16 protein-coding genes are annotated in these 19094 nt (G+C 68.7%); 9 read left to right on the forward strand and 7 right to left on the reverse strand.

The features are described 5' to 3' along the window. A partial coding sequence (locus tag AC1D1W_RS03815) for an HNH endonuclease (RefSeq protein WP_476942986.1) occupies nt 1-1037 on the forward strand: 1037 nt, incomplete at its 5' end. Here the strand turns inward: AC1D1W_RS03815 and AC1D1W_RS03820 are convergent. The 3 genes from AC1D1W_RS03820 to AC1D1W_RS03830 form a co-directional block, all read right to left on the reverse strand. Then, a complete protein-coding gene (locus AC1D1W_RS03820; protein ID WP_476942987.1) occupies nt 1034-3580 on the reverse strand; it encodes an MMPL family transporter in 2547 nt (848 codons plus the stop codon). The two genes, AC1D1W_RS03815 and AC1D1W_RS03820, sit on opposite strands and share 4 nt — an antisense overlap. Before the next feature lies 1 nt (nt 3581). Further along, the gene (locus AC1D1W_RS03825; protein ID WP_476942988.1) at nt 3582-4271 is read right to left on the reverse strand and encodes a TetR/AcrR family transcriptional regulator; all 690 of its coding nucleotides are present in this window, start codon (nt 4269-4271) and stop codon (nt 3582-3584) included. Between the two features lie 70 nt (nt 4272-4341). After that, on the reverse strand, nt 4342-4467 hold the full coding sequence (locus AC1D1W_RS03830) for a heavy metal-binding domain-containing protein (protein ID WP_243179668.1): 126 nt from the start codon (nt 4465-4467) through the stop codon (nt 4342-4344). 205 nt (nt 4468-4672) lie between these two features. Between AC1D1W_RS03830 and AC1D1W_RS03835 the strand changes: the two genes are divergently transcribed. Next, nucleotides 4673-5227: a hypothetical protein gene (locus AC1D1W_RS03835; RefSeq protein WP_476942989.1), complete on the forward strand. Its 555-nt coding sequence runs from the start codon at nt 4673-4675 to the stop codon at nt 5225-5227. A gap of 103 nt (nt 5228-5330) precedes the next feature. Here AC1D1W_RS03835 and AC1D1W_RS03840 read toward each other — a convergent pair whose 3' ends face one another. The 4 genes from AC1D1W_RS03840 to AC1D1W_RS03855 form a co-directional block, all read right to left on the reverse strand. Continuing rightward, a complete protein-coding gene (locus tag AC1D1W_RS03840) occupies nt 5331-6776 on the reverse strand; it encodes a dicarboxylate/amino acid:cation symporter (RefSeq protein WP_476942990.1) in 1446 nt (481 codons plus the stop codon). 260 nt (nt 6777-7036) lie between these two features. Then, nucleotides 7037-8737: a DUF885 domain-containing protein gene (locus AC1D1W_RS03845; protein WP_439954112.1), complete on the reverse strand. Its 1701-nt coding sequence runs from the start codon at nt 8735-8737 to the stop codon at nt 7037-7039. A 120-nt stretch (nt 8738-8857) separates the two neighbouring features. Next, nucleotides 8858-9103: an acyl-CoA carboxylase subunit epsilon gene (locus AC1D1W_RS03850; protein ID WP_028278321.1), complete on the reverse strand. Its 246-nt coding sequence runs from the start codon at nt 9101-9103 to the stop codon at nt 8858-8860. Nucleotides 9104-9108: 5 nt separating this feature from the next. Continuing rightward, a complete protein-coding gene (locus AC1D1W_RS03855) occupies nt 9109-10692 on the reverse strand; it encodes an acyl-CoA carboxylase subunit beta (RefSeq protein ID WP_079551557.1) in 1584 nt (527 codons plus the stop codon). Between the two features lie 204 nt (nt 10693-10896). On the opposite strand from AC1D1W_RS03855, the gene AC1D1W_RS03860 reads away from it, so the two are divergent. The 7 genes from AC1D1W_RS03860 (at nt 10897) to AC1D1W_RS03890 (ending at nt 18997) form a co-directional block, all read left to right on the forward strand. After that, entirely contained in the window at nt 10897-11787 is an 891-nt protein-coding gene (locus AC1D1W_RS03860; protein WP_476942991.1) for an SDR family oxidoreductase, read from the forward strand. Between the two features lie 185 nt (nt 11788-11972). Then, complete coding sequence (locus tag AC1D1W_RS03865; RefSeq protein ID WP_243179664.1) at nt 11973-12911, forward strand: biotin--[acetyl-CoA-carboxylase] ligase; 939 nt, start codon at nt 11973-11975, stop codon at nt 12909-12911. Further along, the gene (locus AC1D1W_RS03870) at nt 12904-13524 is read left to right on the forward strand and encodes a PH domain-containing protein (RefSeq protein ID WP_243179663.1); all 621 of its coding nucleotides are present in this window, start codon (nt 12904-12906) and stop codon (nt 13522-13524) included. The genes AC1D1W_RS03865 and AC1D1W_RS03870 overlap by 8 nt, the downstream gene beginning before the upstream one ends. Further along, on the forward strand, nt 13514-14767 hold the full coding sequence (locus tag AC1D1W_RS03875) for an adenylate/guanylate cyclase domain-containing protein (RefSeq protein WP_476942992.1): 1254 nt from the start codon (nt 13514-13516) through the stop codon (nt 14765-14767). The genes AC1D1W_RS03870 and AC1D1W_RS03875 overlap by 11 nt, the downstream gene beginning before the upstream one ends. Before the next feature lie 153 nt (nt 14768-14920). Next, nucleotides 14921-15709 (forward strand): PP2C family protein-serine/threonine phosphatase, encoded by a 789-nt coding sequence (locus AC1D1W_RS03880; RefSeq protein ID WP_476942993.1) that lies wholly within the window; start codon nt 14921-14923, stop codon nt 15707-15709. A 91-nt stretch (nt 15710-15800) separates the two neighbouring features. Further along, nucleotides 15801-18164 (forward strand): NAD-dependent DNA ligase LigA, encoded by a 2364-nt coding sequence (gene ligA, locus AC1D1W_RS03885; RefSeq protein WP_308197236.1) that lies wholly within the window; start codon nt 15801-15803, stop codon nt 18162-18164. Then, nucleotides 18161-18997 (forward strand): inositol monophosphatase family protein, encoded by an 837-nt coding sequence (locus tag AC1D1W_RS03890; RefSeq protein WP_243179660.1) that lies wholly within the window; start codon nt 18161-18163, stop codon nt 18995-18997. Before ligA ends, AC1D1W_RS03890 begins: the two co-directional genes overlap by 4 nt. The last annotated feature ends 97 nt before the right edge of the window (nt 18998-19094 follow it).

Raw genomic sequence — 19094 nt, forward strand, 5'->3', positions numbered from 1 at the left:
CCGGTGACCGGTCCCTGGTGGCCGCGGCCCGGGCCGCCGCGTACCGGTGTGACCCCCGCTCGGTGACCGAACGCGCCGCGCACGCCGCCACCGAGCGGCACGTCAGCCTCCGCCCGGCCCCCGACACCATGTGCCATCTGACCGCCCTGCTGCCCGTGAGCGCCGGCGTCGCCGTCTACAAGGCGCTGAACGGGCACGCCGACACCCTCCGCGCCGCCGGGGACCCGAGGGGCCGCGGGCAGCTCATGGCCGATGCCCTGGTCGAACGCACCACCGGAACCCCGGGCGGGATCAGAGGCGTCGAGATCCAGGTCATCATGACCGACCGCGCCCTCTTCCAGGCCGGTGCCGAACCGGCCCGGCTCCCCGGCTACGGCACCGTCCCCGCCGGCTGGGCCCGGGAACGCGCCGGCGCCGGGACGGACGCCAAGGACCGGGACTTCAAGACCTGGCTCCGGCGGCTCTACACCCACCCCGGCACCGGCGAGCTTGTGGGGATGGACTCCCGCGCCCGGCTCTTCCCGCCCGGGCACCGCCGCTTCATCCAGGCCAGAGACGACACCTGCCGAACTCCCTACTGCGACGCGCCCATCCGCCACCTGGACCACATCATTCCCTGGCACACCGGCGGCCCGACCACCACGGACAACGCCGCCGGACTCTGCGAAGCCTGCAACCACACCAAAGAAACCCCCGGCTGGAAAGCACGCCCCAGCCCCGGAGCCGCACCCGGATCCGCCTCGAGCATTGGCGCTCGGCACACCATCGAACTCACCACCCCCACCGGCCACACGTACCGTTCCACCGCGCCGCCCCTGCCCGGATCGCCTGCCGGCGAAGCGAGCGTGGATTCCCGCCGCCGGGCCGTGATGAGCGCCACCGCGCGAAGACGCTCAAGGGTATGCGGCCCTCAGGCTGACTGGCGGCCTGAGCGGCGAACGGGCCACAAGCCTTCCCGAGCTGCATGCACGAAAAAGCCGCCCGCCGATCGAAACGATCAGCGGGCGGCTTTAGGGCAACTCGTCGGCGGCCTTTAGCGCGCGCCGATCTCCTCCGGCTCGGGCTCGCTGTCGGCCGAAGCTGAGGCCGAAGCCGCGGGCCGGAGCTTGGCGCCCTCGACGTCGACGTCCGGCAGGATCCGGTCCAGCCAGCGGGGCAGCCACCACGCCTTGTCGCCGAGCAGGTACATCACGGCCGGAACGATCGTCATGCGGACTACAAACGCGTCCACCAGGACACCGAAGGCCATCGCGAAGCCCAGCGGCCGGACCATATTCAGGTGCGAGAAGATGAAGCCGGCGAACACGCTGACCATGATGATGGCCGCGGCGGTGACCACGGACGCGGCATGGCTGAAGCCGGTGCGGACCGCATGCCGGGCCGATTCGCCATGCATGAAGGACTCACGCATGCCCGAGGTGATGAACACCTGGTAGTCCATGGCCAGCCCGAACAGGACGCCGATCAGGATGATTGGCAGGAAGCTCAGCACGGCGCCCGGGTTTTCGACGCCGAACACCGTTCCCAGCCAGCCCCACTGGTAGACCGCGACGACGGCTCCGAAGGCGGCCGCGAGCGAGAGCAGGAAACCGCCTGTGGCCAGCAGCGGCACCACGATCGAGCGGAACACGAGCAACAGCAGGATCAGGGACAGCCCGACGACGATGGCCAGGTACGGGGGCAGGGCATCGCCGAGTTTGGCGGAGACGTCGACGTTGCCGGCAGTCTGCCCCGTGAGGCCGATGCTGACCCCAGTGGAATCCTTGATGCGGTCCTTTTCGGCGCGCAGCTCGGAGACCACCTGGACAGTGCTCGCGCTGGCCGGGCCCTCCCGGGGGATGACCTGGAACACCGCGGTGCGGCGGTCCTCGCTCAGCGCCACCGGAATGGCGGCGGTGACGTTGCCAGTACCGCGGAGGATGTCGGCGACGGCGAGCTGCTTGGCTGTGGCTTCCTCCGCGCTCAGGCCGGCCGGGAAGTCGCCCACCACCACGATCGGGCCTGTCATGCCTTCGCCGAAGCTGCGGCCGGTGACGTCATAGGCCTTGAACGCCTGCGACTCCACGGGCTCGGACCCGCCGTCGGGCAGCGCGAGCCGCAACTGGCTGGCCGGCAGCGCCACGATGCCCAGCAGCAGGACACCGGCCAGCAGTGCCAGAACCGGGTGCCGGGTGACGAGTCCGCCCCAGCCCTGTTTGCTGCGGCGTTCGTCGCGGGCACGGTCTGCGCTCTCGTGGCCGGGGGCGGCATTGTGCTTCTCCGCCTTGGCCCAGACGCGGCGGGAAATGAGTCGGGGCCCGATCAGGGACAGCATGGCAGGGGTGAGGGTCAGGGCGACGACGACGGCGACGGCCACCGTTGCGGCGGCGGACAGGCCCATCACGGCCAGGAAGGGCAGGCCCGGAATCACGAGGGCCGCGAGGGCGATGATGACGGTCAGGCCCGCGAACAGCACCGCGTTGCCGGAGGTGCCGGTGGCGAGGGCGACGGATTCCTCGCCGTCCATGCCGGCCAGGAGCTGGCCGCGGTGCCGGTTGACGATAAACAGCGAGTAATCGATGCCGACGGCGAGGCCCAGCATGAGCGCCAGCATCGGGGAGATGGAACTCATGTCGACGGCGCCGCTGAGGGCGAAGGTGCCGCCGACGCCCACTGCCACACCGACCAGGGCCATCAGCAGGGGGAGTCCGGCGGCGATCAGGGTTCCCAGCATGACGATGAGCACCAGCGCCGCGATGGCGATGCCGAGGATCTCCGAGATGCCGAACAGCTCGGAGACGTCCTCCGTGATTTCCTTGCTGGCCAGGGCGGTCACGCCGGCAGAGGAGACTTCGTGGGCGATGTCCTGGACCTGCTGGCGCACGGCGGGGGCCAGACCGTTGATCGAGGTCTTGAACTGGACCTGGGCGATTGCCGCGGTGCCGTCCTCGGACACGAACCGCATGCCCTGCGAGGCCTCGAGCTGGCGTTTGGCCAGGGCGAGCTTGGCCGCGCCGGCCTGGAGTTCCTTGGTCCCGGCGTCGAGCTTCTCCTGGCCCGCGGCGAGGGCAGCTTTCTGCTGGCCAAGCTGGGCGTCGATGGCCTCGGCGGACATGCCGGCCGCGGTCATCTGCTGCTCGGCGGCGGACAGCTGGGCCTTGCCGGCGGCCAGCCGGGCGGCCGACGCATCCAGCTGCGCCTGTCCTGCGGATGCCTGCTGCTCGCCGGCGGCAAGGTCCGTGACGGCCTTGTCCAGCTGGGCCTGCGTGGCGAACGGGTCCACGGTGCCCTGAACATCGGGGAGGGCTTTCAGCTTGGTCAGCGCAGCCGAGACCGCGTCCTTGCCGGCCTGCGTGAACTGGCCGTTCTGCGACTCGAACACGATGCCTGCCGAGCCGCCGGAGGACTTGGGCAGCTCCTGCTTCAACTTGTCCGCCATCTGCTGGGTTTCAGTGCCGGGGATCTGGAAGTTGTTGGACATGGTGCCGTGGAAGGCCGCAGCCGCGCCGCCGACGGCCACCAGGACGGCGAGCCAGAGGGAGATGACGAGCCAGCGGTGGCGGTAGGAGAACTTGCCGAGACGGTAGAGCAACAGGGCCATGTCAGTGCCGATCTGGGGAAGGGGTGGCGGGGGAGTGGGACGCGAATCCGGAGCCGAGGAGGCCCATCGAATCGATCAGGAGCTGGCGCAGGACGGACAGGGACTCGGGGGCCAGGTCGCCGCCGCAGCGGGCGAACCAGACATCCATGGCAGCTTTTCCGCACGAGATGACGGAGCCGGCGAGGGCGCGGAGGTAGAGCTCGTCGACGTCGCCGGCCGCCGTCAGCGCAAAGCGTTCGCGGGCGGCGTCGATGATCTGTTCGGTGCAGTGGTCCCAGGCTTCCAGCTCGGAGCGGCTGAGCTGGGGGTTGGTCTGGCCCAGGCTGTAGAGCTCGGCCACCGGTGCGACGGTCATGGGATCGGCCAGTTCAACGAGGGCTGCGCGGGCCGATTCCAGGATTGGCTCGCCGGCCGGGCGGAGCCGGAACTGCTGAAGTGCCGTGTCCAGGAAGCCGAACGTCACCGAGGCGAGCGCCGCCTCGGTGCTGCCGAAGTAGTTGAAGAACGTGCGGCGGGAGATCCCGGCGGCGTCGGCGATGTCCTCCACCGTGAAGTTTCCGGGTCCCCGCGTGCGGAGCAGGTCCATGGCGGCGTCCGTGATGGCCTGCCGGGTAGCGGCCTTGTTCAGTTCGCGGCGCGAGGGGACACCGGGGTCGCCGGATGCGGCGGAGGCGAAGGGCGATGGGGACACGCGCTTACACTACGTGCATGTTTGCACTCTGGGCAAGTATTTTCCAGAGTGGGGCTGGCAGGGTTTGCGCTCAAGGCTTGAGCTGGGCTGCCGCGTTGCCGGAATTGGTCAGGGGGCGGACGGTCAGGCCCATGACTTCGCCGAGGACGGCGTCGATCCGGTGGCCCGGGATGTCATTCGAAGTGACGATCAGCATGCCCAGAGCCTATCCACCTCTGCCGCCATTTTGCCCACTTTTTGCCCTCTGGGCGTCTCTGCCGGATTCACAGGAAAGTGAAAGCTGGGAAACAGCTATCTCTGCTGGGGCAGGTGCAGACTGGAGATGCTCGTGGAGCAGCCTTCCCCGGACGAACCATCAGCTTCAAGCGCCGTCACCGCGCGGCAGATCCAGGAGACAGCAGATGTCACGCACGACGAAAATCGCACTCGGCCTCGGGGCGGCGGCCGTTGCACTGGGTGCAGGGCTCGGGGTCGCCGGGATGGCCTCCGCCACCACGACGCCGACGCCCACCCCGACACCCAGCTCGAGTGCTCCCGGGAACAACTTCGCCGACGGCTACGGCATGCGCGGCGGACACCGCGGCCACGGCGGTGCGGAGTTCGGCGCCCGCGCCAAAGAACTCGCCGCCAAGCTCGGCGTCGACGAGGCGGAGGTCACCGACGCCCTGAAGACTTTCCGCGAAGCCAACAGGCCGGCCACCCCGCCGTCCCCAGGGCAGAAGCCGGACCGCGCCGCAATGGAGAAGGCCCTGGCCGCTTCCCTGGCGAAGTCGCTCGGCCTCGATGAAGCCAAGGTCACCGCTGCCCTGGAGGAATTGCGTACCGCGGAACAGGCCAATCACGCCGCGGCACTGAAGCCCCGGCTGGACCAGGCCGTCAAGGACGGCACCCTGACCCGGGCAGAAGCGGACGCAGTTACCAAGGCCGCCGAAAAGGGTGTGATCGGCGGACACTAGGCCCGTGCGGACCCGGGCCGAGGCCGGTTAAAGCCGAAGCCGGAAAACCAGAGAAGTCCCCGGGGATTCCCGGGGACTTCTTTGGTGAACACTCGTTCTGTTGTTACGCCCTGGCGTCAGCCAGTTCCCGCTCGTCCCGTCCTGCCGCGGGAGTGGCGGCGGCGGAGGGGTCGACGGCGGCGGTGCCATCGACGTCGTCGCTAAACGGATCGCCGTTCCGCGGCGCGTTGTACAGCCTTTCGTCCAGGATGCCCTGGCGCTTGGCCACAATCGCCGGGATCAATGCCTGCCCGGCCACGTTGACGGCGGTGCGTCCCATGTCCAGGATCGGGTCGATGGCCAGCAGCAGGCCGACGCCGGCCAGCGGCAGTCCCAGCGTGGAGAGCGTCAGCGTCAGCATCACGACGGCGCCGGTGGTGCCGGCGGTCGCGGCCGAGCCGAGGACCGACACCAGCGCGATCAGCAGGTACTGGGTGAAGTCGAGCTGGATGCCGAAGAACTGGGCCACGAAAATCGCCGCCACGGCCGGGTAGATCGCCGCGCAGCCGTCCATCTTGGTGGTCGCGCCGAGCGGCACGGCGAAGGAGGCGTAGGCGCGGGGGACACCCAGGCTTCGTTCGGTGACGCGCTGGGTCAGCGGCAGGGTGCCGATCGAGGAGCGGGAGACGAAGGCCAGCTGCACGGCCGGCCACACGCCGGAGTAGTACTGCTTGATGGACAGTCCGTGGCCGCGGATCAGCACGGGGTAGACCACGAACAGCACGAGCGCCAGGCCGATGTAGATCGCCACGGTGAACTTGCCGAGCGAGCCGATGGTGTCCCAGCCGTAGACGGCCACGGCGTTGCCGATCAGGCCGATCGTGCCCAGCGGCGCGATCCGGATGATCCACCAGAGGACCTTCTGGATGACGGCGAGGGCGGAGGCGTTCAGGGCCAGGAACGGTTCGGCCGCCTTGCCCACTTTCAGCGCGGCGATGCCGACGGCGATCGCGATTACCAGGATCTGGAGGACGTTGAAGCTCACGGCGGTGGTGGCGACGCCGTCAGTGACGGTGGTGGTCGCGCCGAGGCCCAGGAAGTTCTTCGGGAACAGCCCGGTCAGGAAGGCCCACCAGTCACCGGACTTGCCGGCGTACTTCGCTTCCTGGCTGATGCCGGTTCCGGCGCCGGGCTGCAGCAGCACGCCCAGGCCGATGCCGATCAGCACGGCGATCAGCGAGGTGATCGCGAACCAGAGCAACGTGTTCCAGGCCAGCCGGGCGGCGTTGGAAACGGCGCGCAGGTTGGAGATTGAGCTGACGACGGCGGTGAAGATCAGGGGGACCACGGCGGTCTGCAGCAGCGAGACGTAGCTCGAGCCGATGGTCTGCAGCGTGGTGCCTAGGGCGTTGGGGTTGGCCTTGTTGCTGCCGGTGTACTTGGCCAGCAGGCCAAGGCCCAGGCCGACGATCAGGGCGGCAATGATCTGGAAGCCGAACGAGCCGGCCCATTTGGGCAGCTGGAACCCGGTCTTTCCAGCGGGTGCGGGGGTGCTTGTCTGAGTGGTCACCGGAACACGCTAGGACCGTTGCCGATAGCATGACGAACGGATGTTGAGAAATGTTACGGCGCCACAGGTGGCCCCGCGCCTCGGAATGCCCGGGATTGCCGCGCCGGCAGGGGCTTTTGTGAAGTTATTCCGGCGAGCGGTGTGGCGATTGTCTCGTCGCCGGACGGCCCGTACCGCCCTGTGAGGCGCGAGATGACAGTTCGCGGCAATGCTCTGGAGAAACACTGCCGCGAACTGCCATCTCAACGGCCTTGGGGGGTTTACCCCAGGAGCGCGCGCTTGAGGGTGTCCAGGCCCACCGAGCCGATGTTCAGGGCCTTCGTGTGGAACGCCTTGAGATCGAAGCCGGGGCGGGATTCCAGCTCTTCCCGGATCTGCTCCCAGAGGCGCTGGCCCACCTTGTAGGACGGGGCCTGTCCCGGCCAGCCCAGGTAGCGGGTGAACTCGAACTTCAGCTGCCCCTCGCTGATCGGCAGGTTGGCGCGGAGGAAGTCAAAGCCCTTCTCCGAGGTCCAGATGCCGCTGCCCCAGCGCTCGGGGACTTCGAGTTCCAGGTGCACGCCGATGTCGAACACCACGCGGGCCGCACGCATGCGCTGCATGTCCAGCATGCCCATGTGGTCGCCGGGATCATTGAGGTAGCCGAGCTCCTGCATGAGCTTCTCCGCGTAGAGTGCCCAGCCTTCGCCATGGCCCGAGGTCCAGCACACACTGCGGCGCCACTTGTTCAGCAGCTCACGGCGGTAGGTGGCGGTGGCGACCTGGAGGTGGTGGCCGGGCACGCCCTCGTGGTACACGGTGGTGGTTTCGGCCCAGGTGGTGAAGGTGTCTTCACCGGCCGGCACGGACCACCACATGCGGCCCGGGCGGCTGAAGTCCTCCGAGGGTCCGGTGTAGTAGATGCCGCCTTCATCGGTGGGCGCGATCCGGCACTCCAGCGTCTTCATGACGTCCGGGATCTCGAAGTGGACGCCGGCGAGCTCCGCGACGGCTTTGTCGGACAGTTCCTGCATCCAGGCCTGGAGGGCGTCGGTGCCCTTGAGCTGGCGGGCGGGATCGTTGTTGAGGATCTCTTTGGCTTCCTCGACCGTGGCGCCGGGCCGGATTTCGCCTGCCACCCGTTCCTGTTCGGCGATGAGGCGGTCGAGTTCCTGGACGCCCCATGCGTAGGTTTCCTCCAGGTCCACGGTGGCGCCGAGGAAGTCCCGGGAGGCCAGGGCGTAGCGGGCGCGGCCCACAGCGTCCTTGGCCGGGGCGACGGGCAGGAGCTCGGACTCGAGGAAACCTGCGAGCCGGGAGTACGCCACCCGGGCAGCTGCCGCGCCGGTGTCGAGCCGGGACTGCAGTTCGGCCGGGAGCGGGCCGTCCGCGGTCTTGGCGCCGGCGGCGAGCTTGGCGAAGAAGCCGTCGTCCGCGGCGTGCTTGGTGGCCTGCTCGATCACGATCGAAACCTGGCGGGCCGCGGCGACTTTGCCGTCCTGCATCGCCGAACGCAGCGACTCGATGTAGCCGTCGATTGCGGCGGTGACATTGTGGGCCCGGCCTGCGATGTGCTCCCACTGCCCGGCGGTATCCGTCGGCATGAGGTCAAAGATCGCGCGGATGTCCTGGGACGGGGAGGCGATGTTGTTCAGATCGGCCGTGGCCCAGCCCGATTCGTGGATTTCCAGCTGCAGGCCCAGCCGCTCGCGCATGGCGTCGAGCGTGACGGCGTCGACGTCGTCAGCCGGCTCCAGCCCGTCCAGCGCCGCAAGTGCCTCGCGGGCGGCGGCCGCGAATTCCTCGTGGCCGGCGGGGGAGAAGTCCTGGTACTCCGTCTCGTGCCCGGGCAGGCCAAGTTCGGTGGCGAAGCTCGGGTTAAGCCGGATCAGGGTGTCCGTGTAGGCGTCGGCGACGGCGTCAATGGCTGTCTGCTGGCGCGCGGGGGCAGTGTTGTCTGAGGCGATGATTTCGGTAGTCACCCGACGAGACTAGCCCGGCCGCCGTGGTTATGAAAGAGTCACTGAACTTTTTCGCGTGCAACTTTCCCGTGCAGATTTCGGCTGCGGGCCGGCCCTGCCAGGACGCTGAACCGGGTCGGCTCAGCCCAGGCTGCGGCGCCAGGCCTGCGGACCGGGCCTCGGCGCCAGCCGAAGCTGCTGCCGGCGGACCCAGTGCCGGACGCCGGGGCTTTCCGGTGCTGCCTGCTGGGTCTGCCCCAGGGACAGCACGACGGCGGTCAGCGCCGCCAGCTCTTCCGGCGTCGGCTGACCCTTGGCGACAGAGAACAGGATCCCGGGCGCGGCGTCGCTGCTTACCGCGTCGGCAGGTTCGTCGGGTTCGGCCATGGGGCTCACAGCGGGATGTTCCCGTGCTTCTTGGCGGGCAGGGCGGCCCGCTTGTCCCGGAGGGCGCGCAGGCCCTTGATAATCTGCAGCCGGGTCTCGGACGGTGCGATAACCGCGTCCACATAGCCGAGCTGGGCGGCCTGGTACGGGTTGAGCAGCTCTTCCTCGTACTGGCGGATCACCTCGGCGCGCTTGGCCTCGACGTCGCCGCCGTCCTCCGCCACCGCGGCGAGTTCGCGGCGGTACAGGATGTTCACGGCACCCTGGGCGCCCATGACGCCGATCTGGGCGGTGGGCCAGGCGAGGTTGAGGTCCGCGCCGAGCTTCTTGGAGCCCATCACGATGTAGGCCCCGCCGTAGGCCTTGCGGGTGATTACGGTCAGCTTGGGCACGGTGGCCTCGGCGTACGCGTATAGCAGCTTGGCGCCGCGGCGGATGATGCCCTGGAACTCCTGGTCCTTGCCTGGCAGGAAGCCCGGCACGTCCACGAGCGTGATGATGGGGATGTTGAAGGCATCGCAGTGCCGGACGAAGCGTGCGGCCTTTTCCGAGGCCGCAATGTCCAGGGTGCCGGCGAACTGCATGGGCTGGTTGGCCACGATGCCCACCGTGTGGCCCTCGACCCGGCCGTAGCCGATGATCACGTTCGGGGCATAGAGGGACTGCATCTCGAGGAAGTGGGCGTCGTCGACAATTTGCTCGATGACCTTGCGCATGTCGTACGGCTGGTTGGCCGAGTCCGGGATCAGCGCGTCCAGGGCGAGATCGTCGTCGTCGACCTCCAGTTCCTGCTGGTGCTCCAGCACCGGGGCCTCGGCGAGGTTGTTCGAGGGCAGGAAGTCGAGCAGTTCGCGGACGAACTCGACGGCGTCGGCCTCGTCGGAGGCCAGGTAAGTCGAGGTGCCGGTGTTGGCGTTGTGCTGCCGGGCGCCGCCGAGGGTTTCCATGTCCACGTCTTCGCCGGTGACCGTCTTGATGACGTCCGGGCCGGTGATGAACATGTGCGAGGTCTTGTCCACCATGACCACATAGTCGGTCAGGGCGGGGGAGTAGGCTGCGCCGCCGGCGGACGGGCCCATGATGAGGGAGATCTGCGGGACGACGCCGGAGGCGTGGACGTTGTTGCGGAAGATGTCCGCGAACATCGCCAGGGAGGCGACACCCTCCTGGATGCGGGCACCGCCGCCGTCGAGGATGCCGACCACGGGGCAGCCGTTGCGCAGCGCGAACTCCTGGACCTTGACGATCTTTTCGCCGTTGACCTGGCTCAGCGAGCCGCCGTAGACGGAGAAATCCTGGCTGTAGACCGCGACCGGGCGGCCGTCCACCGTGCCGTAGCCGGAGACGAGGCCGTCGCCGAGGGGCTTCTTCTTCTCCATGCCGAACGCGGTGGAGCGGTGCACGGCCAGCGCATCGAATTCGACGAAGGAGCCGGCGTCCAGCAACAGGTCGATGCGCTCGCGGGCGGTGTTCTTGCCGCGCGCGTGCTGCTTGGCGATCGCTTCCGGGCCGGAGGGCTGTTCGGCACGGGCCTGGCGGTCGCGGAAATCCGCAATCTTTCCCGCAGTCGTGGTCAGATCGTGGCTCATCAAGTTTCTCCGGCTCTGTCGCAAGGTTGTACGGCGCCCGTCGCGTGGGGTCCTTTGGCTGGAATCCACAAAAGCAGGGCTCTGCTGGCAAGTCTAGTGACGGTATTGGCCGGTGCCGCTGTAGGGAACCTACAATTTTCCCGCCGCGAAGCTCCCTCACCGCTTTGTTACCCGCCAGTAACATTGGTCGGCTAGAGTGTGGGAATGACTTCAAGCAACGATGCTTCGGGCACCGCCGCAGGGCCGTGCCAGGCCGCCGGTTCCCTCCAGGGCCGCACTGTCCTCATCTCCGGGGGCAGCCGTGGCATCGGCCTGGCCATCGCGCTCCGCGCGGCCCGGGACGGCGCCAACATTGTCCTGATGGCCAAGACCGGTCAGCCCCACGCCAGGCTGGAGGGCACCGTGTATACCGCCGCCGAACAGATCGAGGCCGCCGGCGGCCAGGCCCTGCCGCTGGTCGGCGACGTGCGCAACGACGCCGACGTCGCCGGTGCAGTCGGCGCCGCCGTGGACCACTTTGGCGGGATCGACGTCGTCATCAACAATGCATCCGCGATTGACCTCTCCACCACCGACGACGTGGACATGAAGCGCTACGACCTCATGCAGGACATCAACGTGCGCGGGACGTTCCTGCTCTCGAAGATGGCGCTGCCGGCCCTGCGCGCCTCTGGGGCCGGGCACATCCTCACCCTCTCCCCGCCCCTGAACCTGGATCCGAAGTGGGCCGGCCTGCACCTGGCCTACACCATGGCCAAATACGGCATGAGCCTGACCACGCTGGGGCTGGCCGAGGAACTCAAGGCCGACGGCGTCGCCGTGAACTCACTCTGGCCGTGTACCTTGATCGACACCGCGGCCATCCGCAACATGCCCGGCGGCGACACGATCGTCAAGGGCGCCCGCAGCCCCGAAATCATGGCCGACGCCGCCCACGCCGTGCTGACCGGCGGCAACGCGGTCCCCGCCCACGGCAGCCGGAGCGGCAACTTCTATACCGATGAGCAGGTTCTCGCGGCGGCAGGGGTGACGGACTTCAGCCCGTACAGCCTCGGCGCGCCGGAGGCCCAGCTGGTCCCGGACATCTTCCTCTGAACTTGCTGGGTCTTTTGTGGCCGTCTGCCCCGCGGAATTTCCCCTCATTTGGCGCCCGGGCGCCGGAATCAGCGGTGTGTTCGGCCGACACGCCGGACATCCCGGCCAAAGGTGGGGAGTTTCGGCGGAGGCATGTGAGGCAGACGGCCGGGGCCCCGGTGCGCTTTCCTCGGTAGGATTCAAGGATGGAAGCCGCGCAGGAAACCCCGGACCGTCCGCCCCTGGACCTGAGTGCCCTCAGTGATGAGGCGTTCCTGTCCGCCAACGGAATTCCGCGCCTGACGGTGCTCGAGTCCACCGGCTCCACCAACGCCGACCTCCTCCGCGGGGTGACCGAGGATCCCGGCGCGTGGCCGGACCTGTCAGTGCTGACCGCCGAGTACCAGAGCGACGCGCGCGGCCGGCTGGACCGCCGGTGGGAGGCGCCGGCCCGCAGCTCGGTCTCTGTCTCCCTGGTGCTCCTGCCGGTCAACGGGGCCGGCCGGCCGCTGCCGACCCACAGGTACTCCTGGCTCTCCCTTCTGGCCGCCCTCGCCCTGCGTGAGGCCCTGACGGAAACGGCAGGCCTTCCGGCGGAACTCAAATGGCCCAACGACGTCCTGGTCCGGGGCCGGAAGATCGCCGGCATCCTGGCCCAGCTCGGCCCGCTCGGCGCCGGCGGCGCGCCGCCGGTCATCCTCGGCACCGGCCTGAACGTCACGCTGACGGAGCCCGAACTCCCGGTTCCCACCGCCACCTCCGTGCTGCTGGAGAATCCGGACACAGTGGACCGGACGGAGCTCCTGAAGAGCTACCTGTCCCGCTTCGCCACCCTGTACCGGAGTTTCTGCAACGCCGACGGCGACCCCACCGCCGGCATGGCCGGTGGCCCGTCGCTGCACAAACGCGTGGAGCACCTCCTCTCAACCCTCGGCAAACAGGTCCGGGCCCAACTCCCGGGCGACCACGAGATCATTGGCCACGCCACGCGCCTGGACGAATACGGCTCCCTGCTGGTGGTCGATGCCGCGGGCCATGAACATGTGGTGACCGCCGGCGACGTCGTGCACCTGAGGCCGTGGAACCCGGCCGGGACCGGCGGCCAGGGCGCCGGCAGCGGCGGAGCAGAAAGCGGCTATGCGTAGAGTGCTCCTGCCGGGAGAGCAAGTGATTGTGGTGACCCGGCCCCAGCCCAGGATGCTCATTGTCCCGGCGCTGATGTTCATTGTTGTTCCGGCCTTGGCCGCCTACGCCTGCGCCTGGGTTGTCAAGGGCGGCCCGGCGCGGCTCGTCCCCCTCGTCCCGAAAGAGTGGACCCCCTGGCTCCTCGCCGTGTGCCTGGCGTTGGCGGCGTGGGTGCTGCTGGGCTATTGCCTCCCGCGGGTCATTGCGTGGCACGCCACCCGTTACATCCTCACCAGTCAGCGCATAGTTGCCCGATACGGCATGTTACGGCGGCGCGATGAACAGGTCCCCCTCGCCGCCGTCCGCCATGTGGCCATTGAGCAATCCTTGTTGCAGCGCCTATTGCACTCCGGGAATATATCCTTGGAAACCGGGTACCCCCTTGGAACGGTGGTCCCCGATGTCCCGGAGGTCGCGACATTCCGTAATTTCCTGCTGGACGCCATCGACGACCTCCCGCAGGGCGAGGCGTCCGGCGCCGATGGCATGACCGACAACGCCGATGGCATGACCTACAACCCGGGCGAGGCCTGGCCGTGGGAGACGAGAGAAGGTGGAAGAGATGAACGCTGAGAACGTCCACCAGGACATCGATCTCGCTGCCCCGGATTTGCCCCGGGAGCCCGAGGACGCCGCCGGTTCGGCTGCCGCCGACAGCGACGCCGGGACCGCCTTCGGCAGCGAAGCCGGCGCGCTCATCGAACCCGCCGCCGAACCCGAACCCGAACCCGAACCCGACGAAGCTGAACCCGTGGCCCCGCCCACCGGCACGATGTCCGCTGAACGGCTCGCCGCCAAGGCCCTGGAAGCGCGGCTGCTGGGCGGAGAACGCAAGCTTCGGCGTCGTGAAGTAGCTGCCGGTGCAGGGCTCTCGCTGCTCTCTGCCCGGAAACTTTGGCGCGCCCTGGGTTTTCCCAACCTCGGGGATGAAGATGTCGCCTTCACCGAGCGTGACCAGGCCGCCCTGTCCACCATCGTGGACCTGGTGCGCGACGGCAAGCTCACCGAGGAAGCCGCAATCTCCATCACCCGGGCCATCGGCCAGATGACCGACCGGATGGTGGTGTGGCAGATCGAGGCCCTCGTGGAGGACATGGTCCAGGAACATGGCGTGACCGACGCCGTCGCCCGCAAGCGGCTCGTCAGCGAGTTGCCGAACCTGATCGACCCCCTCGAGGAGATGCTCGCCTACTCCTGGCGCCGCCAGCTCAACGCCGGTGTGCAGCGCCTGGCCGTCCGGGCCGAAGCCGGGCTGCAGTCCAGCGAAGAGGGCCGCGAAGGCGACGAGGACGATGCGCCCCTGCCGTTGGCCCGGGCGGTTGGCTTCGCTGACCTTGTCTCCTACACCAGCCTGTCCCGCCGGATGAACGAGAAGACACTGGCCCAGCTGGTGCAGCGCTTCGAGAACAAGTGCGCCGAAATCATCTCGGTCGGCGGCGGCCGGCTGGTCAAGACCGTCGGCGACGAAGTCCTGTACATTGCCGAGACTCCGGCGGCCGGCGCCGAGATTTCCCTGGCCCTGTCCCGCGCCTTCACCGACGACGAGATCCTGCCCCAGGCCCGCGTGGCCATGGTGTGGGGCCGCATCCTCTCCCGCCTCGGCGACATCTACGGACCCACCGTCAACCTCGCCGCCCGACTGACGGCTCTCGCGGACCCTGGAACAGTGCTGGTGGATTCGATGACCGCGGCCGCGCTGGAGCAGGACGAACGCTTCGTCCTGGTGCCCCGGCCGGCCGAGGACGTCCGAGGGTTCGGTGAAATCCATCCGGTGCAGCTGCAGCCCGGCAGCGGCCGGGGCCTGATCCTGGACTGAACGCCGGATCAGCCCGGCGGTAGGCCGTGGCGGGCTTCTCAGCTGAGCGGCGCATATGCGATAGTCGGACCGGCAGTTGCTATCCGGCCGGGTTGCGAACGCCGTCAACCCCGCGCACCAGTGAAGCCGCGCACCACTGTATTGAGGACCGCCATGAACCCATCACCAGACGCCCCCATCCCGCCGTCGGACGGAAAACGGGGACCGCTACTGCGCTGCGGGTACGGCACGGACCGGGGACTGCGCCGCGAGGCGAACGAGGACGCCTTCCTTGCCGCGGACCCCGTCTTCGCCGTAGCGGATGGCATGGGCGGGCACGAGGCCGGCGAAGTTGCCAGCAGCATCTGCGTGCGCACCCTGGCCGAGCTGCCACAGTCCAAGACCGGCAGCCGGGATGCGACGGCGGACATCCTGCAGGAGTACCTGCTCATGGCAGATGCGGGCATCCGTCACGCCACCGGATCGCGAGCCGGAACCACCCTGTCCGGCGTCGTGGTGGTGGAACAACAGGACGTTCCGTACTGGCTTGTCCTCAACATCGGAGACTCCCGCACCTACCGGTACAGCCACGGCCAGCTCGCACAGATCAGCGTGGACCATTCCGAAGTCCAGGAACTCCTTGACACCGGCCAGATCACCGAGGCCGAGGCCGCCGTGTACCCCCGCAGGCACGTGGTGACCCGGGCGCTGGGAACCGGGGATGACTCCGAGGCCGACTTCTGGCTGGTTCCCCTTGAAGACGGCGACCGGATACTGGTCTGCTCCGACGGCCTCAACGGCGAACTCAGCGATGAGAAGATCGCCGGCATCCTCGCGGCCGAGGCCGACCCCCAGGCGGCCGTGGACGAACTGATCCAGGCGGCCTTGCGCAGCGGCGGCCGGGACAACATCACGGCGATCGTGGTCGACGCCCGGACTGCAAACGTGGACGAGCCCGCCTGACCTTGCGGTCAGCGTCAGTCCAAATTCGGAAGCGGACCCCAGACCGGACCCTGGACCGGACAATGTCGGGGATCTAGGGCAGGATAGGTCTGTGAGCACAGGGAAGACCGCAGCAGAGACCGCAGCAGGGACTGAAGAAGCAGCCGAAGCAGCCCCCGGGCACGTCACGGACCCGCAAGGCCCCGCGGGGGAGCAGGTCCCCTCCGGGGACATCCGCGCGGAATATGAAGACCTTGTTGAGCAGGTCCGCAAGCACCGCTTTGCCTACTACCAGCAGGACGCGCCGATCATCTCCGACGCCGAGTTCGACGAGCTCTACCGGCGGCTGGAAACGCTCGAAGCCATGCATCCGGAACTGGTGGCCAACGATTCGCCCACGCAGGAAGTCGGCGGCGAGGTGTCAGCGGCGTTTGCCGCCGTGCAGCATTTGCAGCGCATGTACAGTCTGGAGGATGTCTTCTCGCTCGAGGAGCTGGAGGCCTGGATGGTCAAGGCCGAGGCGGGCGTCGCCAAGCTCGGCAACGGCGGGAACCCGCCGTCGTGGCTCACCGAACTGAAGATCGACGGCCTGGCCGTCAACCTGCTCTACCGCGACGGCGCCCTGGTCCGGGCCGCAACCCGCGGGGACGGCACCACCGGCGAGGACATCACGCATAACGTCCTGACCATCAAGGAAATCCCGAAGCAGCTCAGCGGCACCGGCTTCCCGGCGGAGGTGGAAGTCCGCGGCGAAGTCTTCATCCCGTCGCAGGCCTTCGCGGAATTCAACGAAGCCCTGATCGAGGCCGGCAAGGCGCCGCTGGCCAACCCCCGCAACGCCGCCGCAGGTTCGCTGCGGCAGAAGGACCCCGCGGAAACCGCCAAGCGGCCGCTGCGGATGTACGTCCACGGCATCGGCGCCCGCGAGGGTCTCGACACCGCCAGCCAGTCCGAGACCTACCGCAAGCTGGCCGAGTGGGGACTGCCCACGAGCCCGTATTTCGAGGTCCTGGCCGGGCTTTCCGACGTGCTCGAATTCATCAAGCGCTACGGCGACAAGCGGCACAGCCTCACCCACGAGATCGACGGCATTGTGATCAAGGTGGACGACTTCGCCACCCAGCGGGCCCTGGGCTACACCACCCGGGTGCCGCGCTGGGCCGTGGCCTACAAGTACCCGCCCGAAGAGGTCCACACCAAGCTGCTCGACATCGCCGTCAACGTCGGCCGCACCGGCCGGGTCACCCCGTACGGCGTGATGGAACCGGTCAAAGTCGCCGGCTCCACCGTGGAAATGGCCACCCTGCACAACCAGGAAGTGGTCAAGGCCAAGGGCGTGAAGATCGGCGACATTGTGGTGCTGCGCAAGGCCGGAGACGTGATTCCGGAAATTGTGGGCCCGGTGCTGGCGCTGCGGGACCAGCAGGACCCTCCCGTCCGCGACTTCATCATGCCCACCGAATGCCCCGCGTGCGGCACGCCATTGGCCCCCGGGAAGGAAGGGGACGTGGACATCCGCTGCCCCAACTCCCGGTCCTGCCCGGCGCAGCTGCGTGAACGCGTCTTCCACCTTGCCGGCCGCGGCGCCTTCGACATCGAGGCCCTCGGTTGGGAAGCCGCCATCGCACTGACCCAGCCGGCCGAGCCCGCGGAGCCGCCGCTGACCACCGAGGCGACACTGTTCGACCTCACTCCGGAGCAGCTCGCGGACGTCCGTGTCCGCCGGGAGAAGCGCTCCAAGGGTGTCGGCACCGGGGAATTCGAGCTGGTGCCCTACTTCTTCACCAAGGCCACCACCAAGACCCCGTCCAAGCCCACGGCCACGACGGACAAGCTCTTCCGGGAGCTGGAAAAAGCGAAATCCCAGCCGCTGTGGCGGATCCTGGTCGCCTTGTCCATCCGGCACGTCGGCCCGCGGGCCTCGCGCGCCCTCGCCACCGCGTTCGGCAGCATGGACGCCATCCGGCAGGCCTCCGAGGAGGAGCTCGCCCACGTGGACGGCGTGGGCCCGGTCATCGCCCAGGCGCTGACTGAATGGTTCGCCGAGGACTGGCACCGCGACATCGTGGACCGCTGGGCGGACGCCGGCGTCCGGATGGCGGACGAACGCGACGAGTCGACGCCCAGGACGCTGGAGGGGCTGACCGTGGTGGTGACCGGGAGCCTCGAGGGCTTCAGCCGCGATGAGGCCAAGGAAGCCATCCTGATCCGCGGCGGCAAGGCGGCCGGATCGGTGTCGAAGAACACCAGCTACGTGGTGGCGGGCGAGAACGCCGGCACCAAGCTGGACAAGGCCGAACAGCTCGGCGTCCCGGTCCTGGATGAGGACGGTTTCCGTGCCCTGCTGGCGAACGGGCCGGCCGGCACCGGCGCGGACGGCAGCGCGGAGAGGGTGCCGGGCAGCGGCGCGGACGGCCTCCCGGACCCGGCCGACGGCGGCGGGGCCCCCGGCGTCGAGGTTGCTGCGGCCGAATGAGTTCCCACTCCGCGGGTCCTCCCGCACCTGGCATTCCGGAGCTGCTCGAACTGGCCAAGTCGGCCGCCGCGGCGGGCGCCGCCGTCCTGGCCACCCGGAAGACCGCGGCCCTGGACGTCAGCAACAAGGGCGACTCAGGAGACTGGGTGACCGCCTTCGACCTCGCCGCCGAAGCCGCCGTCCGGGACGTCATCACCGCCGCCCGGCCGTGGGACATCATCACTGGCGAGGAGGGCGGCACCGTCCTGCCGGCGGAGCCCAGCGGCTACCGCTGGTCCATCGACCCGCTCGATGGCACCACCAATTTCATCCGCAACATCGTCTACTACGCCACCTCCGTGGCGGTGGCCGACGCCGACGGCGTCTGGCTGGCCGGCGTCGTCAGCGCACCGGCGCTGGGACGCACCTACTACGCGTCCCGCGGCGAGGGCGCCTGGCTCCAGGAGCAGGGCCAGGTGACCGCCCTGTTCGGCCCGGTCCCCGGACGGACCGGCCAGATCCTGGCCACGGGCTTCAGCTACGATCCCGGCGTGCGGGCGGAACAGGCCGCAGGCCTCGGCACCCTGATGGACGGCTTCGCCGACATGCGCCGGCTCGGGTCCGCGGCACTGGACCTGTGCCTCGTGGCGGACGGCACGCACGACGCCTACGGTGAGCGCGGGCTCAACGAACACGACTTCGCCGCCGGGGCCCTGATCGCCGAGGAGGCAGGCTGCTGGGTGCGCCGGCCGCGGCTCACCAGCCCCCTGGCCGGCGGCCCCTCCGACGACGAGCGCCTCACAGCATGGACGTGCGCCGGGCCGCTGGAACTCTCCGGCAAGTTCCCGCTCTAACGTCGTCTCGCCGGGCAGGCTCTACGACTGTCAGATGCGCCTGAGTGATAGTTCAGTCACGGAAACGGCCTTTCCGGGCACGGCCGGGGCCGGGCGC

Source organism: Arthrobacter sp. P1_B4, assembly GCF_056406555.1.

Coding starts and splice junctions, on each gene's coding strand:
- AC1D1W_RS03820 (WP_476942987.1), bottom strand. CDS start 3,580: ATGGCCCTGTTGCTCTACCGTCTCGGCAAGTTCTCCTACCGCCACCGC.
- AC1D1W_RS03830 (WP_243179668.1), bottom strand. CDS start 4,467: ATGCTGATCGTCACTTCGAATGACATCCCGGGCCACCGGATCGACGCC.
- AC1D1W_RS03835 (WP_476942989.1), top strand. CDS start 4,673: ATGTCACGCACGACGAAAATCGCACTCGGCCTCGGGGCGGCGGCCGTT.
- AC1D1W_RS03850 (WP_028278321.1), bottom strand. CDS start 9,103: ATGGCCGAACCCGACGAACCTGCCGACGCGGTAAGCAGCGACGCCGCG.
- AC1D1W_RS03855 (WP_079551557.1), bottom strand. CDS start 10,692: ATGAGCCACGATCTGACCACGACTGCGGGAAAGATTGCGGATTTCCGC.
- AC1D1W_RS03860 (WP_476942991.1), top strand. CDS start 10,897: ATGACTTCAAGCAACGATGCTTCGGGCACCGCCGCAGGGCCGTGCCAG.
- AC1D1W_RS03865 (WP_243179664.1), top strand. CDS start 11,973: ATGGAAGCCGCGCAGGAAACCCCGGACCGTCCGCCCCTGGACCTGAGT.
- AC1D1W_RS03870 (WP_243179663.1), top strand. CDS start 12,904: ATGCGTAGAGTGCTCCTGCCGGGAGAGCAAGTGATTGTGGTGACCCGG.
- AC1D1W_RS03875 (WP_476942992.1), top strand. CDS start 13,514: ATGAACGCTGAGAACGTCCACCAGGACATCGATCTCGCTGCCCCGGAT.
- AC1D1W_RS03880 (WP_476942993.1), top strand. CDS start 14,921: ATGAACCCATCACCAGACGCCCCCATCCCGCCGTCGGACGGAAAACGG.
- AC1D1W_RS03890 (WP_243179660.1), top strand. CDS start 18,161: ATGAGTTCCCACTCCGCGGGTCCTCCCGCACCTGGCATTCCGGAGCTG.